14 protein-coding genes and 1 pseudogene are annotated in these 16,454 nt (G+C 61.4%); 6 read left to right on the top strand and 9 right to left on the bottom strand.

Annotation, left to right across the window (positions count from 1 at the left end; all coding sequences use genetic code 11):
- Window positions 1–432: 432 nt before the first annotated feature.
- The 4 genes from AC1IN8_RS05310 to yidZ all read left to right on the top strand — a co-directional run bounded on the left by AC1IN8_RS05310 (window position 433) and on the right by yidZ (window position 5,731).
- Window positions 433–1,872: an alanine/glycine:cation symporter family protein gene (locus AC1IN8_RS05310; RefSeq protein WP_139435616.1), complete on the top strand. Its 1,440-nt coding sequence runs from the start codon at window positions 433–435 to the stop codon at window positions 1,870–1,872.
- A gap of 248 nt (window positions 1,873–2,120) precedes the next feature.
- Window positions 2,121–3,278 carry an FOX/MOX family class C beta-lactamase gene (gene ampC / locus AC1IN8_RS05305; RefSeq protein WP_479758295.1) on the top strand — a complete coding sequence of 386 codons (1,158 nt, stop codon included), beginning with the start codon at window positions 2,121–2,123 and terminating at the stop codon, window positions 3,276–3,278.
- A 262-nt stretch (window positions 3,279–3,540) separates the two neighbouring features.
- Window positions 3,541–4,710 carry an MdtL family multidrug efflux MFS transporter gene (locus tag AC1IN8_RS05300; RefSeq protein ID WP_479758293.1) on the top strand — a complete coding sequence of 390 codons (1,170 nt, stop codon included), beginning with the start codon at window positions 3,541–3,543 and terminating at the stop codon, window positions 4,708–4,710.
- 13 nt (window positions 4,711–4,723) lie between these two features.
- Window positions 4,724–5,731: an HTH-type transcriptional regulator YidZ gene (gene yidZ / locus AC1IN8_RS05295; RefSeq protein ID WP_479758291.1), complete on the top strand. Its 1,008-nt coding sequence runs from the start codon at window positions 4,724–4,726 to the stop codon at window positions 5,729–5,731.
- A 28-nt stretch (window positions 5,732–5,759) separates the two neighbouring features.
- Here yidZ and ruvX read toward each other — a convergent pair whose 3' ends face one another.
- From ruvX to metK, 8 genes and pseudogenes are all read right to left on the bottom strand, one after another.
- On the bottom strand, window positions 5,760–6,182 hold the full coding sequence (gene ruvX, locus AC1IN8_RS05290) for a Holliday junction resolvase RuvX (protein WP_025326196.1): 423 nt from the start codon (window positions 6,180–6,182) through the stop codon (window positions 5,760–5,762).
- A gap of 245 nt (window positions 6,183–6,427) precedes the next feature.
- Window positions 6,428–6,532: pseudogene (locus AC1IN8_RS05285) on the bottom strand (YqgE/AlgH family protein); the annotation flags it as partial.
- A 103-nt stretch (window positions 6,533–6,635) separates the two neighbouring features.
- On the bottom strand, window positions 6,636–7,190 hold the full coding sequence (locus AC1IN8_RS05280; RefSeq protein WP_139435608.1) for a YqgE/AlgH family protein: 555 nt from the start codon (window positions 7,188–7,190) through the stop codon (window positions 6,636–6,638).
- A 193-nt stretch (window positions 7,191–7,383) separates the two neighbouring features.
- Window positions 7,384–8,334 carry a glutathione synthase gene (gene gshB, locus AC1IN8_RS05275; RefSeq protein WP_025326198.1) on the bottom strand — a complete coding sequence of 317 codons (951 nt, stop codon included), beginning with the start codon at window positions 8,332–8,334 and terminating at the stop codon, window positions 7,384–7,386.
- 51 nt (window positions 8,335–8,385) lie between these two features.
- Window positions 8,386–9,117 carry a 16S rRNA (uracil(1498)-N(3))-methyltransferase gene (gene rsmE, locus AC1IN8_RS05270; protein WP_307765608.1) on the bottom strand — a complete coding sequence of 244 codons (732 nt, stop codon included), beginning with the start codon at window positions 9,115–9,117 and terminating at the stop codon, window positions 8,386–8,388.
- A 69-nt stretch (window positions 9,118–9,186) separates the two neighbouring features.
- Window positions 9,187–9,879 (bottom strand): endonuclease, encoded by a 693-nt coding sequence (locus tag AC1IN8_RS05265; RefSeq protein WP_162519165.1) that lies wholly within the window; start codon window positions 9,877–9,879, stop codon window positions 9,187–9,189.
- Between the two features lie 73 nt (window positions 9,880–9,952).
- Entirely contained in the window at window positions 9,953–10,492 is a 540-nt protein-coding gene (locus AC1IN8_RS05260) for a SprT family zinc-dependent metalloprotease (RefSeq protein WP_265435837.1), read from the bottom strand.
- Between the two features lie 68 nt (window positions 10,493–10,560).
- Complete coding sequence (metK, locus tag AC1IN8_RS05255) at window positions 10,561–11,712, bottom strand: methionine adenosyltransferase (protein WP_005330558.1); 1,152 nt, start codon at window positions 11,710–11,712, stop codon at window positions 10,561–10,563.
- 341 nt (window positions 11,713–12,053) lie between these two features.
- Here metK and tkt point away from each other — a divergent pair, with 341 nt between their 5' ends.
- Both tkt and AC1IN8_RS05245 read left to right on the top strand, forming a co-directional pair.
- Window positions 12,054–14,045: a transketolase gene (tkt, locus tag AC1IN8_RS05250; RefSeq protein ID WP_139435601.1), complete on the top strand. Its 1,992-nt coding sequence runs from the start codon at window positions 12,054–12,056 to the stop codon at window positions 14,043–14,045.
- A gap of 371 nt (window positions 14,046–14,416) precedes the next feature.
- Window positions 14,417–14,818: a hypothetical protein gene (locus tag AC1IN8_RS05245; RefSeq protein ID WP_479758287.1), complete on the top strand. Its 402-nt coding sequence runs from the start codon at window positions 14,417–14,419 to the stop codon at window positions 14,816–14,818.
- 96 nt (window positions 14,819–14,914) lie between these two features.
- On the opposite strand, the gene AC1IN8_RS05240 is transcribed toward AC1IN8_RS05245, so the two are convergent.
- Window positions 14,915–16,180 carry a RidA family protein gene (locus AC1IN8_RS05240; protein ID WP_479758285.1) on the bottom strand — a complete coding sequence of 422 codons (1,266 nt, stop codon included), beginning with the start codon at window positions 16,178–16,180 and terminating at the stop codon, window positions 14,915–14,917.
- Window positions 16,181–16,454: the final 274 nt, after the last annotated feature.

The following is a 16,454-nucleotide window of genomic DNA, read 5'->3' as shown; positions in this document are numbered from 1 at the left end:
CTTTTTTAGTTGATTCTTCAATTTGTGCAGTAGGTCACACAAATACTCTTGTCAGCTACTTGAAATTTAATTACGTGTAAAACGTTTGGCGCGATCAGCCCCTGGCTGGACGGCATCAAAGGCAAACGCTTGCCTTCCTGCGGACCGTCAAGGCATCTGTTTTTGCCGCCATGGGCATATCGACAGATGAGCCCCCTTCGGGTCCTGTTTGTCGACTGTAGCAGCGCACATCAAGTTTTGTTGATTATTTGCGTGCTAAATGAAGCTTTTTTGCATCAAATCGCTCGTTTTTTGTCTTTCCAGTGAACCTAATCACTATTCTGAATCCCCTCCCTATGCTAGATTCCGCCCCTTCGGCGCAATGCTAATTCGGAAATTGACAGAGAGCGGTCAGCGCAGACTGACCATGGATGTGATAACAACGAGAGAATTATGGACACCTTGATTGCAATGATTAACGACCTGATGTGGGGAGCCGTGCTCATTTACCTGCTGATCGGGGTCGGACTCTTCTTTACTTTCCGCCTGGGGTTTATCCAGATCCGCCACTTCGGCCACATGTTCTCGGTACTGCGCAATAGCCGCAAATCCGACAGTGCCGGCATCTCCTCCTTCCAGGCCCTGTGTACCAGTCTGGCCGCCCGTGTGGGCACCGGCAACCTGGCTGGCGTGGCCGTCGCCATCTATCTGGGTGGCCCGGGCGCCATCTTCTGGATGTGGCTGATCGCCTTTATCGGCATGGCGACGGCGTTTGTAGAAAGCACCCTGGCCCAGCTCTACAAGGTCAAGGACGAAGACGGCAACTACCGTGGCGGCCCCGCCTACTACATGGAACGCGGCCTCGGCATGCGCTGGATGGGGGTGGTCTTCTCCCTCTGTCTGCTGCTGGCCTTCGGCCTGGTGTTCAATGCGGTGCAGGCCAACTCCATCAGCCTGGCCATGAACGTCGCCTTCGGCATCCCTGACTGGGTCAGCGGACTTGCTCTGGTGGTGCTGTCCGGTCTCATCATCTTCGGCGGCATCCGTGGCATCGCCCGCTTCGCCGAACTGGTGGTGCCCTTCATGGCGCTGGCCTACATATTGATGGCGCTGTTCGTGGTGGCCATGAACATCAGCGAGCTGCCCGGGGTCTTTGTCCTCATCATCAAGTCTGCCTTCGGCATCGAGCAGGCGGGGTCCGGCGCCATGGGTTACGCCATCTCCCAGGCGATGATCAACGGCATCAAGCGCGGTCTCTTCTCCAATGAAGCCGGTATGGGCTCTGCCCCCAACGCCGCCGCGACCGCGACCCCCTATCCGCCGCACCCGGCGTCCCAGGGCTATGTGCAGATGCTGGGGGTCTTCCTCGACACCATAGTCATCTGTACCTGTACTGCCGCCATCATACTGATGTCAGGCCAGTTCGAGCCGGGCTCCGGCGTGACCGGGGTCGAGCTGACCCAGCGTGCGCTCTCCTCCCAGGTCGGTGGCGGTGGCAACATCTTCATCGCGGCGGCCATCTTCTTCTTCGCCTTCACCTCCATAGTGGCGAACTACTCCTACGCCGAGACCAACCTGGTATTCCTCGAGCACAACCACAAGGGCGGCCTGATGCTGTTCCGGATGTTCGTGCTGGGCATGGTGATGTTCGGCTCCGTGGGCGAGCTGCCGACCGTGTGGGCCCTGGCGGATGTCTCCATGGGGCTGATGGCCATCGTCAACCTGATCGCCATACTGCTGCTCTCAGGGGTTGCCATCAAGCTGGCCAAGGACTACAACGACCAGCTCAAGGTGGGTCGCGTTCCCACCTTCGATGCCAACAAGTACCCCGAGCTGCGCAGTCAGCTGGAAGAGGGGATCTGGGATAACCCGCCCAAGAGCAAGCAGGCCTGAGTCCTGCGTTGATCCGGTTGGATAATGAAAGAGGGGAGCCATGGGCTCCCCTCTTCTATATGGGCTTGTGCCTGCCCGGGGCGGTGGCATGGGATGGCTGGACTCACAGGGTGCTGGCTGGGAGCCTCCTTGGCAACAGCGATGAGACTTCACGCCACTTCACATCCAGCACACCTTGGCCCGTTATGCTGGCCCCACAGCTCGTCGCTGGTGCGGCGATCCCAAACAACCGAGAGGATGAAATAACCATGCAACAACAGGTGCGGATGACATTGCTGACGGCGGGCACGCTGCTCTGGACCGGTCTGGCGCAGGCCACGGCGGCCCCCCAGGGCGATCCCCTGCGCCCCCTGGTGGATGCCAGCATCCGGCCCGTGCTCAAGGAGCACAGGATCCCGGGCATGGCGGTGGCCGTGCTGAAGGATGGCAAGGCCCACTACTTCAACTACGGGGTGGCGAACCGGGAGAGCGGGGCCCGTGTCAGCGAGCAGACCCTGTTCGAGATAGGCTCGGTCAGCAAGACCTTTACGGCAACGCTTGGGGCCTACGCCGTGGTCAAGGGCGGCTTCCAGCTCGATGACAGGGTGAGCCAGCACGCCCCCTGGCTCAAAGGTTCCGCCTTTGACGGCATCACCATGGCCGAGCTCGCCACCTATAGCGCCGGTGGCCTGCCGCTGCAATTCCCCGACGAGGTGGATTCCACCGACAAGATGCGCGCCTACTATCGCCAGTGGACGCCAGCCTACCCGGCGGGCACCCATCGCCAGTACTCCAACCCCAGCATCGGTCTGTTCGGCCATCTCGCGGCCCAGAGCCTGGAGCAACCCTTTGAGCAGCTGATGAGCCAGACCCTGCTGCCCAGGCTCGGTCTCGAACACACCTATCTCAAGGTGCCCGCCGCGGCCATGGGGCACTACGCCTATGGCTACTCGAAAGAGGACAAGCCCATCCGGGTCAATCCGGGCGTCCTGGCGGACGAGGCCTATGGCATCAAGACCAGCTCGGCGGATCTGCTGGCCTTTGTCGGCGCCAACATCACAGGCGGTGGCGACGAGGCGATGCAGCAGGCGATTGCCCTGACCCACAAAGGGCTTTACTCGGTGGGCGCCATGACCCAGGGGCTCGGCTGGGAGAGCTATCCCTATCCTGTCAGCGAAGCTTCGCTGCTGGCGGGCAACTCCCCGGCGGTGAGCTTCAAGGCCAATCCGGTCAGCCCCGTTGCCGGGTCCCGGAAGACGGGGGAGGCGCGGCTCTACAACAAGACAGGCGCGACCAACGGCTTCGGTGCCTACGTGGCCTTCGTGCCCGCGAAGGGCGTCGGCATCGTCATGCTGGCCAATCGCAACTATCCGAACGAGGCCCGAGTCAAGGCGGCCCACGCCATCCTGAGCAAGCTGACGGAGTGAGGGTTCGGCCCCATTGATTGAGGTGAGTACGCCGGGACAGCCCGGCGTACTTTTTGGTGCTGCCCGGCACTGTCACGCCTAGGCGAATGGCTCCAATGGCCTGCCCCTCGCCACAGGATTTCCAAACTGGAATCTACCGTTCGCCATCTCTTCACTCGATGCGAGCGGTGCCCCCTCCTATAGTGCTGCCCATATTCATCCTGTCCCCCATGCTCATGCCATCGACGGTCTGAGTGGGCGGGCCCTTCGCAATGGAACATCCATGGGCATTTTCCTGCTGTGCACTTTCCTGATGATCATCCTCTACCCGCTCGGGATCGATCTCTATCTGGTGGCCGTGCCCCAGATTGCCGACACCCTGCAGGCGAGTGAGGCGCAGATCCACACCGCCTTCTCCATCTACCTGTTCGGCATGGCGGCCACAGTGCTGCTGGGGGGGATCATTGCGGATCGCCATGGCCGGCGCTGGGTAGTGCTGGGGGGCGCCCTCATCTTTGTCGTCGCCTCCCTGGTGGCGGCCAATGCGACGGGGATCAGTCAGTTCTACCTCGGCCGCTTCTGGCAGGGGGCCGGGGCGGGGGCGCTCTACATCATGACCTTTACCGTGCTGCGGGATGTGCTGAGCCAGGGGCGGCTGGCCATGGCGCTCTCCATGATCAACGGGGTGATCTGCGTCATCCCGGTGCTGGCGCCGGTGCTGGGTTATCTCATCCTGTCGCATTTTGATTGGCGCGGGATCTTCGTGGCGATGGCGCTGGTAGCCGCCGTCATCGGCCTGGTCAACCTGCTGCTGCTCAGGGAGACCCGTCCGGCCCGCCAGCAGAGTGGCGCGACCCGGCCCTTTGCCCTGCTGGGCTCCCCGGGCTTCATGCTGCACTCGCTGCTGACCAGTGCCAGCGTCACCGCCATCCTGGTCTATGTGAGCGTCTCGCCGCTGATCCTGATGCAGGGGCTTGGCTTCACCACCGAGCAGTACGCCCTGGTGATGATGGTGATGGCCGGGGTGAGCATGTCCGCCTCCTTCCTGACACCGTTGCTGCTGCGCTGGCAGGGCAAGCAGAGGGTGTTGGCGCTCTCCCATCTGGCCTACCTGCTGGCGGTTTGCCTCCTGCTCGGCCACTGGCAGCTGGGTGACGACGTCCGCTTGCTGCTGCCGGGTTTTGCCCTGGTCTGCATCGGCTTCTCCTGCGGTTTCGGGGTGGCGATGGGGGAGGCGCTGGGGGGGGGTCGGCACCAGGCGGCATTTGCCAGCGCCCTGCTCTGCATCATGCAGATCAGCCTCTCCGGCCTCTATATCTGGCTGCTGGGCCAGCTTGGCGTTACCCCATCCGGGATGCTGATCTCTGCCCTGCTGTTGACCCTGCTCAGTTACCTGGCCGTCAAAGGGCTGTTACCATGGCTCGCGCTGCGCGAAGCGCGGTCGCGGGGATAAGGGGAGAGGAAAGATGCGCAACCTGGGTGAACTGGATTTGAACCTGCTGGTGGTCTTCAAGCACCTGATGCAGGAGCGCAGCGTGTCAGGGGCGGCCAAGAAGCTCTGCGTCACCCCCTCGACGGTGAGCAAGGCGCTCGCCAAGCTGCGGGACTGGTTTGACGATCCCCTCCTGGTGCGGGTGCGGCAGGGGCTGCAGCCGACCCAGCTCTCCCTGACCCTGGAGGAGGAGCTCAAGGCCTGGTTCCTGCTGACAGGCAGCATCACTGCTCTCAACAGCGAGGCGATCCCCGAGGGGGCCCGCTTCAGCCTGGTGATGGAGTCCCCCTTTGGCATCAGCTTCCTGAGCGAGCTGCCCATGACCATCTACCAGAAGTACCCCCACTCTGTGGTCAGGATGCTGGGGTGGGATCACCACTCCCTCAACGACATCGTCAACGGGGATGCGGATCTCGGCTTCTGCGCCCGGGAGACCCATGGTCGCTCCCAGGCCAGGGTCAACCGGCTGCCCTATTACATCGATCACGAGGTGCTGTTCACCGATCGCCCCGTGGTGTTCCTGCGCAAGGATCACCCCCTGCTCGGGCGGACGTGGTCGCTGGAAAACTTTCTGGCCTGTCCCCAGATAAGCGTGGTGTGGGAGGCCAGCGACAGCTGGGCGCTGGACGATCTGCTGGAGGATGAGGGGCAGAGGCGGGAGGTGCCCATCATGGTGGCGAGCTTCGAGCAGGCCCTGCACATCGCCTCCCAGTCGAGTCACGAACTGATCGCCGTGGCGCCCTCCTATTGCGCTGGCTATGCCGCCAGTCACCACGGCAACCTGATCGCCATGCCCCTGCCGCTCCCTGAGGCACTCTATGTACAACTGGAGATAGCCTTCATCCTGCTGTGGCACAAACGCCATAACCAGGATGCCAAGGTGATGTGGCTGCGCAATGAGACGAAGCGGCTCTATGGTCAGGCGGCGCAGGGACTGGCCCTGTTCCCGTGGGACGGGGGAGAGGCGGTGGGAGATGCCTGATGCAGGGGGCCTGGCCGGCCCCCCGGGTTCAACCGTATTGCTCTTCCATCCAGGCTTCGACGATTAGCTGGGCGGAGACCCCGTCCACGCTGCCCTTGTCCAGCGCCTTGTAGCCGCCGCGCTCGAACAGGCGGGCGCGGGCATCCGTGGTGGTGAGCCGCTCGTCCTTGAACTCCACCGGCTTGCCGAAGCGGCCATGGAGGCGGTTGCCGAACTTGCGGGCCCGCACCGTGATCTCCTGATCCGTGCCATCCATGTTCAGCGGCAGGCCGACGATGAGCAGATCCGGCTGCCACTCCTTGAGCAACTTTTCAATCTCGTCCCAGTTGGGAATGCCGTCGTTGGCCTTGAGGGAACGAAGGGGTTGGGCCGTGCCCGTGAGCTCCTGGCCGATGGCGACGCCGATGCTCTTGGTGCCGTAGTCAAAGCCCATGATGCTGCGTGATGACATGGATGTCCTCGAAAAAAGATGAATAAAAAGATGTCGTATCCCCTCACCCTAGCCCTCTCCCGAAGGGAGAGGGAACCGATCGAGGTTATGCTCGCTCGAATCTGGCTAACTCCGTTTTAGCTGACAGGTTGCCACAGATATATCCGAAACGTGCCGATTTACCCCCTTCTCCCCTCGCGGGAGAAGGGCTGGGGATGAGGGGCACTAAATGGGAACTGCATCAACTAAAGAGCGTTACAAGGGATCTAACTGTGCCCCACCTGGCTGGAGAGATGCAGGGGATTGACGCCTATGCTGATGACGACAATGGCCTGCTGCCAGCGCTGGTGAATGTGCGTGTCAAACATCATCAACTGTGCCCCACCTGGCTGGAGAGATGCAGAGGGTTGACGCCTATGCTGATGACGACCATGGCCTGCTGCCAGCGCTGGTGAATCTGTGTGTCAAACATCATCAGCTGTGTCCCACCTGGCTGGAGAGATGCAGGGGATTGACGCCTATGCTGGCGGCGGCCTGCTGCCAGCGCTGGTGAATGGGGGTGTCGAACACCAGCCTGGGGTTGGGGGGGATCACCAGCCAGGCGCCATCCACCAGCTCCTGCTCGAGCTGCCCTGCGCTCCAGCCGGCATAGCCCAGCGCCACCAGCCAGTGGTCAGGGGCTTCGTCCGTGCCCAGGGTCTCGAGGATGTCCTTGGAGGTGGTGACCATCATCTCGTCGCTCACCTGCAGGGTGGAGTTGAAGCCGGGCCTGAAGCTGTGCAGCACGAAGCCGCGATCGGCATGGACCGGGCCCCCCTGCAGCACCGGCTGTTTCATCTCGGCGGTGGCGGGCGGGCTCAGCTTGAGCTTGGTCAGCATGGCGTCCAGGGACATGTCCACCGGGATATTGACCACCAGTCCCATGGCCCCCTCGCTGCTGTGCTCGCACAGATAGACCAGGGAGCGTTCGAAGTAGGCGTCCGTGAGGCTCGGCATGGCGAGCAGAAAATGGTTTTGCAGTGTTTGCATAGATATCAAAGAGTGCAAAGGTATTTGGGGTGATTATGGCAGTTGACGGCGGCGGGCAAAACCGCTTTTTCGTGCAGAAAACCCGGAAGTCCGGGGCTGGCTCACATCGTCACGCAACAGAAAAGAGCAGGGGCCGCGTCGGCCCCTGTAGTGTCACTGTCTGGGTGACGGCCTCAAGGGGCGTCACCCTGGGTTATTTTCCCAGTCGACGCTCGATGGCATCCATCAGCATGCCGGTGATATGCACCGGGAAGGCCGCCTCGATTTCGCGGATGCAGGTCGGGCTGGTGACGTTAATCTCGGTCAGGCGGTCGCCTATGATGTCGAGCCCGACGAAGATGAGCCCCTTCTCTTTCAGGGTGGGGCCCACCGCACGGGCGATGGCCCAGTCCGCCTCGCTCAAGGGGCGCGCCTCGCCGCGGCCGCCGGCCGCCAGGTTGCCACGGGTCTCTCCCTGGGCCGGAATGCGGGCCAGGCAGTAGGGCACGGGCTCGCCGTCCACCACCAGCACCCGCTTGTCGCCGTCCTTGATGGCGGGCAGGAAGGTCTGGGCCATGCAGTACTGGCTGCCGTGGGCGGTGAGGGTCTCGATGATGACCCCCACGTTGGCGTCATCTTCCTTCATGCGGAAGATGGAGGCGCCGCCCATGCCGTCCAGGGGCTTCAGGATCACGTCCTTGTGCTCGGCGTGGAAGGCGCGCAGCTTGTCGGCGCGGCGAGTGACGAGCGTGGTCGGGGTGTGCTCGGCAAACCAGGCGGTGTAGAGCTTCTCGTTGGCGTCGCGCAGGCTCTGGGGCTTGTTGACGATGAGGCAACCCTCGTCCTCGGCCCGCTCCAGCATATAGGTGGCGTAGATAAACTCGGTGTCGAAGGGGGGATCCTTGCGCATCAGGATCACGTCCAGGCTGGAGAGCGGCTGATCCACCACCTCCCCCAGGCTGAACCAGTGGGCGTAGTCATGCTTGACGGTGAGCGGACGCATGGTGCCAAACGCCCGTCCGGCCTGCATGTAAAGATCCTTCATCTCCAGATAGAAGAGCTCGTAGCCGCGCTTTTGCGCCTCTTCGAGCATGGCGAAGCTGGAGTCCTTCTTGATGTTGATGGCCGAGATGGGGTCCATCACTATGCCGAGTTTGATGGTCATCCGAATATCCTTTTGGTAGCTCGATTGCGAGTGAGATTTTTAAAACCTGTTTCAGGCGAGATCGCCGAAGCGGCACTGCAGCGCCGTAATGGCGGTCAGGGCGGCGGTTTCGGTGCGCAGCACCCGCGGCCCCAGCAGCATCTCCTTGAAATCCTCTTGCACGGTACGGGCGATCTCGTCGCTGGACAAGCCCCCTTCCGGGCCGATCAGCAGCCGCACCCCGTGCTCGGGGACCGGCAGGGTGTTGATGCTGTACGGGGCGCGCGGGTGCAGGTTGAGCTTGAGCTCCTGGGTCTCTTCCGCCAGCCAGGCGTCCAGCTCCATGGGCATGCGCACCTCGGGCACCACATTGCGGCCGCACTGCTCGCAGGCGCTGATCACCACCTTCTGCCACTGCTCGCGCTTCTTCTCCAGCCGATCGGCGGGCAGCTTGACGCCGCAGCGCTCGGAGAAGAGCGGGGTGATGCAGGTGACGCCGAGCTCCACGGATTTCTGGATGGTGAAGTCCATCTTGTCGCCACGGCTGATCACCTGGCCCAGATGGATGGCGAAGGGGGATTCCACCGAGCGGGCCTCGCAGCTGTCGATGCGCACCTCCACCGACTTCTTGCCGACGCCTGTGATGGTGGCGGCATATTGGTTGCCGTCGCCGTTGAACAGCTCGAGCTGCTGACCCGGCTGCATGCGCAGCACCCGGCCTATGTGGTTGGCACCGTCTTCCGACAGGGCGAGAGTCTGGCCCACCTGCAGGGCGGCCGGTTCATAGATACGTGGAATGCGCATGGCTGATCACAATCTCTTGGCTTGAACGCGTTGGGTGATGGGAGGGGTGACCCTCCCTGTCAAATGGGGCTATTGGCACTGCTTTTCAATGAAGGGGTTGGTATTGCCCTGCAGTTTGCCGATGCGGCTGTTGCGCTCGCACTCCCAGCGGTCGGCCGGGTACTGCCTGTCCCAGGCCTCGAACAGTTTACGCTGTTGGGCGGCCAGGCGCAGCCCATACTGCTGGCCCATGTAGAGGTAGGCGCGGGCTATCTGGCCACGCACCGGCCCCTTGGGCGGCTGCACCCGGCGATCCTTGAAGTCCACCAGCATCTGGCACTTGCCGTACTGGTTCGGCTTGCCGTTCCAGTCGGAGAAGCGGTAGTTGGCCCGATCGCCGTTCACCTCGCCGATGGCGGGGAAGAGGTTGTGCATGTCCCCCTCCATCTTGTTGAACTCGTCGCTCTTGCCGCAGTTCTTGCGCCCGCCCTCCTGCCAGCACTGGAGCTGGTGGCCGAACTCCCAGGCGGGGACCACGTGCTCCCACTCGATGCGAGAGGCGCGATTGGCCTGCTTGCGCGGCAGGTAGCCGCAGCTCTCCCAGTCCGGGGCCATCTGCTTGCCGCTGAACTTGATGTTGCAGCCGCAATAGAAGGTGGTGGGGTGGCTCTGGTAGAGCTTGTTCAGATCCTGCTTGGCGGCGCGAAAGGTCTGGGGGGCCTCGGCATGGGCCGGGGCACTGACCAGCAGGGCCAGGCAGAGGGAGATCAGAGGGCGAAACATGAATATCCTTGGCAATGAAACGAGTGAATGAAGAAGCTGCGCACCCTAACACAGGGGCGCGACACGGGTTGACTCAATCCGCCGACGACCCCGGCTGCAATACCAGGGGCTGGCGGCAGCGGCGGCAGTGATAGCGGGCCTCGCCGCGCACCACCTTGTTGTGACGACGCACCGAGAGCTGATGCTGCTGGCAGGCACAGGCGTAGGCATGGGTGCGCTGGGCCAGCACGGCGAGATCGAAGCTGTGGGTGGTGTTGGGAGCGAGGCCGAACACCTCCCGCATCACCGACTGCCACTGGCGGCCATGGGGCAGCACCCGCGACTTGCCGCGCCCTTCCCCCCAGAGCGCATAGACCAGCAGGTGCGCCACCTCATGGGGTACCACCTCGGCCAGAAAGGCCTGCTGGTTGGCCTGATAGAGCGCCGGGTTGAAGCGCAGCTCCCAGGTTTGCAGCCGCGCCGACCCCGCCGCCCGGCCCCGCATGTTGCAGTGGATCTGCGGGCGTGGGAAGGGGCGGCCGAGGCGTGCCTCCGCCTGCACTAAGCAGGCGTCGACCCGCTGGTGCAGCAGCTGGAGCAGGGAAGCGTCGAGTTGGGCTCTGGTGGCTGACATCGAGGTCTCGTCGGGTAGCGGATAAGCAAAAGGGGAGCCAGGCTCCCCTTTTATCACAACGGCCAGCCTTACAGACCGGCGGCGTCGCGCAGCAGAGCGGCCTTGTCGGTCTTCTCCCAGGGGAACTCGTCACGACCGAAGTGGCCGTAGGCGGCGGTCGCCTGGTAGATGGGACGCTTGAGATCCAGCATCTCGATGAGGCCGTAGGGACGCAGTTCGAAGAACTCGCGCACCAGCTTGACCAGCAGCTCCTCGGCTACCTTGCCGGTGCCGAAGGTCTCGACGCTGATGGAGGTCGGCTCGGCCACGCCGATGGCGTAGGAGACCTGGACTTCACAGCGGGCAGCCAGACCGGCGGCGACGATGTTCTTGGCCACGTAGCGGGCGGCGTAGGCGGCGGAGCGGTCCACCTTGGACGGATCCTTGCCGGAGAAGGCGCCACCACCGTGACGGGCCATGCCGCCGTAGGTGTCGACGATGATCTTGCGACCGGTCAGACCGCAGTCACCCATGGGGCCGCCGATGACGAAACGGCCGGTCGGGTTGATGAAGTACTTGGTGTCCTTGTTGATCCACTCGGCCGGCAGCACCGGCTTGATGATCTCCTCGCGCACCGCTTCCACCAGATCCTTGTGGCTGATGGAGTCGCAATGCTGGGTAGAGAGCACCACGGCATCCACACCCAGGATCTTGCCTTCGCTGTCGTAGGCGAAGGTGAGCTGGCTCTTGGCATCCGGGCGCAGCCACGGCAGGGTGCCGTTCTTGCGCACTTCGGCCTGACGCTTCACCAGCAGGTGGGAGTAGGTGATGGGGGCGGGCATCAGCACGTCGGTTTCGTTGGTGGCATAGCCGAACATCAGGCCCTGGTCACCGGCACCCTGCTCCAGCGGATCGGTACGATCCACACCCTGGTTGATGTCCGGGGACTGCTTGCCGATGGCGTTCAGCACGGCGCAGGAGTCGGCATCGAAGCCCATGTCGGAGTGGGTGTAACCGATTTCGCGCACGGTGTCGCGCACGATCTGCTCGATGTCGACCCAGGCAGAGGTGGTTACTTCGCCGGCCACCATCACCATGCCGGTCTTGACCAGGGTCTCGCAGGCGACACGCGCCTTGGTGTCTTGCACCAGGATGGCGTCCAGCACCGCATCGGAGATCTGGTCGGCGATTTTATCGGGATGGCCTTCGGAGACCGACTCGGAAGTAAACAGCTTTGCCATGATTGGTTCTCGATTCGTATGGGGTTATCGCCTTGGCCATAACCGGAAAATGACAGTATGTCTGTAGAGGTATCTACATCTGGACGTCTATTTTAATTAGGTCACTGGGTGATTGCCAGCACTATTTGGGGTTGGACCCGCCCGGGCCAAGGCTGAGGGGGCAACCACCCCGATGGGGGTAAGGGAGGGGGCGGATTGAATCGTTTTCCCGGGCCAGAAAAGCGATTGTGCTCCCAAAGCCACTTTATTCGCCCAGATAATATTTGCACCGCGCCCGCCCTGCTGGGACAATAACGCGCCTTAATCTTGGCCATCAAATGAAGCAATCGCAGGAGATACAGATGCCTTCTCGTAAAGAGCTTGCCAATGCCATTCGCGCATTGAGTATGGATGCCGTTCAAAAAGCCAACTCCGGTCACCCGGGCGCCCCCATGGGAATGGCAGATATCGCCGAAGTGCTGTGGCGTGGCCACCTCAAGCACAACCCGAACAACCCCAAGTGGGCCGACCGTGACCGCTTCGTGCTGTCCAACGGCCACGGCTCCATGCTGCTGTACTCCCTGCTGCATCTCTCCGGTTACGACCTCTCCATCGATGATCTGAAAAACTTCCGCCAACTGCACTCTCGCACCCCGGGTCACCCGGAGTACGGTTATGCCCCTGGCATCGAAACCACCACTGGCCCCCTGGGTCAGGGCATCACCAATGCCGTGGGCATGGCGATCGCCGAGAAGGCCATGGCCGAGCAGTTCAACCAGCCGGGTCACGACATCGTCGACCACTACACCTACGCCTTCATGGGCGACGGCTGCCTGATGGAAGGCATCTCCCACGAGGCTTGCTCCCTGGCCGGCACTCTGGGCCTGGGCAAACTGATCGCGTTCTGGGATGACAACGGCATCTCCATCGACGGTCACGTGGAAGGCTGGTTCACCGACGACACTCCCAAGCGTTTCGAAGCCTACGGCTGGCACGTCATCCCGGCCGTTGACGGTCACAACCCGGAAGCCATCAACGCCGCCATCGAGGCCGCCAAGGCCGAGACCGGCAAGCCGACCCTGATCTGCTGCCGCACCATCATCGGTTACGGCTCACCGAACAAGTCCGGCTCCCACGACTGCCACGGCTCACCGCTGGGCAACGACGAGATCGCCGCCGCCCGTGCCTTCCTGAAGTGGGATCACGCGCCCTTCGTCATCCCGTCCGAGATCGCTGCCGAGTGGAATGCGCAGGAAAAGGGCACCAAGCTCGAATCCGACTGGGCTGCCAAGTTTGCCGCCTATGAAGCCGCGCACCCGACCCTGGCTGCCGAGTTCAAGCGCCGCACCACTGGCGAGCTGCCTGCCAACTGGGCCGCTGAATCCGCCAAGGTCATCGAGACCCTGCAAGCGAACCCGGCCAAGATCGCGACCCGCAAGGCCTCCCAGAACGCCCTGGAAGCCTTTGGCAAGCTGCTGCCTGAGTTCATGGGTGGTTCCGCCGACCTGGCTCCGTCCAACCTGACCATGTGGTCCGGCTCCAAGTCCCTGACTCCCGAGAGCGCGGCGGGCAACTACATCCACTACGGTGTGCGCGAGTTCGCCATGTCCGCCATCATGAACGGCATCGCCCTGCACGGTGGTTTCATCCCCTACGGCGCCACCTTCCTGATGTTCATGGAGTACGCCCGCAACGCCCTGCGCATGGCCGCCTTGATGAAGCAGCGCGCCATCTTCGTCTACACCCACGACTCCATCGGTCTGGGTGAAGATGGCCCGACTCACCAGCCGGTCGAGCAGATCGCCTCCCTGCGTCTGACCCCGAACATGAGCACCTGGCGCCCCTGTGACCAGGTCGAGTCTGCCATCGCCTGGAAGCACGCCATCGAGCGTACCGACGGCCCGACCTCCCTGATCTTCTCCCGTCAGAACTTGCCCCAGATGGACCGCACCGCCCAGCAGCTGGCCGATGTGGCCAAGGGTGGCTACGTGCTGAAGGATTGCGCCGGTACCCCGGAACTGCTCCTGATCGCCACCGGTTCCGAAGTGGAGCTGGCCGTGGCCGCCTATGAGCAGCTGACCGCCAAGGGCCGCGCCGTGCGTGTGGTCTCCCTGCCGGCCACCGACGTGTTCGACGCCCAATCTGCCGAGTACAAGGAGTCCGTCCTGCCGTCCAGCGTCACCAAGCGTGTCGCCATCGAAGCGGGTATCGCCGACTACTGGTACAAGTACGTGGGCTTCGGCGGCAAGATCATCGGCATGACCACCTTCGGTGAGTCCGCCCCGGCCGAGCTGCTGTTCAAGGAATTCGGCTTTACCGTGGAAAACGTGGTCGCGACCGCTGAATCCCTGTAACAGCTGACCATTGAGCCTCTTTGGCTCAATGGCCGGAAAATAAAACGCCCTCCATCGCAAGATGGGGGGCGTTTTTTATAAGAAAAATTCTCTTTCAGGCAACCTGATTCATCCTGGATGAATAATTCAGGTTTACCACTGGGTATTTTAACTGTCTAAAGTTTCTCTATGTCACGATATTTTTTTTGGTGCCATATGGTGCTTCTTGTAATATTCTATGCGTCTGAATGGAGATTAATCCGCGTTCAATGCAATATCATTTTCAGTGATATAGGACTGGCGAGTTATTTTGTCGACCTAACATGGTAGTGAATGGTTTTTGAAGTTAATCAGGTGATATATAACTTTTAAAAAAAGATGGAGTATTTACAATGGCTTGTTCTGTATTGATTGATAAGTCAGAGGGAACGCTGAAGATAAATTCTGATTCGTATGATTTGAATCGGATCTCCGATGTACAAGTAAAAGAACTTACATGGAAAGATAAACTGACAAACATGTTGTTGTTTGGGTTAATCACATCAAGTATCCTATTTTACTTTATACCGACTGAAGCGCAGGGAAAGGGAATGACGTTATTTCTTCCCGCAGTCGCTTTTCTGGCAGGTATGGTGATGGCGATGGCCACCAGTGCAAAATACGTGTTCAGACTGGAATTTAAACATGCCGATGAAACCGGCGTGCAATGGATCACTGCCGCCAAGAGCAGAAATGTGCGGGAGTATGAGATTTTTAAATTGAAAGAAGCTGAGCTTAAACAGATTCTCGGATAATAAAGGTCAGTTTTAAGCATAAGGTCGTCAATATTGACACCCGATAAAAAGACACCGGCCTGAAGCCGGTGTCTTTTTTACCATTAGCAACAACCCTTACACCTGCGGCGGGGTACTTTCGGCGTTGGACATCACCGCATCAATTTGCACCAGGGCGCCGGCGGGCAGTTCGCTCACGCCAATGACGGTGCGGGCGGGCAGATAGCTCGGGAAGTATTTGGTGTAGATGGCGTTTACTGCGTCCAGATCCTCGATGTTCTTCACCTGGATATTCACCTTGACGATATCGTCCATCACATGGTCGATGCTCTCCACTATGGTCTTGATATGGCCGAGGCACTGGGCGGTCTGCTCTTTGATGCAACCGGTCAGCACCTTGCCGGTGGCCATGTCGATCGGCAACTGGCCGGCGATATGGTTGTAGTGGGAGAAGGCGACGCTCTGGCTATGGAGCGGGCTGCGTGGCGCCTGGTCGGTGTTGCGGGCGCGGATCACCAGGTTGTGTCTGTCTTCCACCAGTTGGGGCGGGGTGCCGTCACCGTGGGAGATGACCGCATCCATCTGCACCCGGGCGCCCATGGGCAGGGCAGAGGCCGCGATCACGCTGCGGGCCGGCAGATAGGCGACGGCGCGGGCGATGGCGGAGTCGGGGAAGAAGGTGCGGTAAACCTCGTTGACGGCCTCCAGATCCGCGAGGCTGGTCAGATAGAGGGTCACCTTGACGATATCGTCAAAGGGCACATCGATGCTCTCCAGCACGTTTTTGATATTGCGCAGGCACTGGGCGGCCTGCTCCTGGATGCCACCGGCAACCAGCTGGCCGGTGGCGGCATCCACCGGCAGCTGGGCACCGATATTGTTGTAGTGGGAGAAGGCCACCGTATGGGTCGAGAGCGGGTCGGTCGGCGCCCGGCAGCTGTTTCGGGCGAGCTTGATCAGGGGGCAGGGGGCCTGGGGGAAGGTGCCTTCCCCGTTGGAGAGCAGGGCGTCCATCTGAATGGCGGCGCCGAGCGGCAGGGCGGCCACGGCCAGCACGGTACGGGTCGGCAGGTTGCGGGGGAAGAATTCCCGATAAACGGCGTTGACCGCCTCCAGATCCCCCATGTTCTTGAGGAAGAGGGTGACTTTCACCATGTCGTCCATGACGTGGCCGATGCTCTCTACTATGGCCTGGATATTGGTCAGGCACTGTCTGGCCTGGGCCTGGATATCGCCACCTACCAGTTTGCCTGTCCTGGGATCGACCGGCAGCTGGGCGGCAATATTGTTGTAGTGGGAGAAGGCCACGCTCTGGGTGCTGGGGCCCAGATCCTGGGGGGCATTGGGGGTATTTCTGGCGGACTTGATGATGGTACCACTCATGGCGATACTCCTTTCTCTTTATTGATGTAGGGTCAACGCCTTCCTTCCTCGATTGCCGCACGTCTCGCTTTATTTCGGCAACAGTTGCCCGTTCCCGACGAATGACGACGGGTGGTACGGAAAACAGTCATCGCTGTTTCGAGTCTTGCTTCGACGTCGCCTGCGTGGGCGAGCGGCTGATGAAGAAATGGATCGGGTTGATGATTCAGACAGGGGGATTCTATGGGGGGCCGACCAGGGGATGCAAACCGGGATCGCATTTCTATGAGGTGGC

The organism is Aeromonas sp. 130281, from assembly GCF_056642115.1.
The sequence above is the reverse complement of the archived record's forward strand: the minus strand, read 5'-3'. Positions and strand labels throughout refer to the sequence as shown.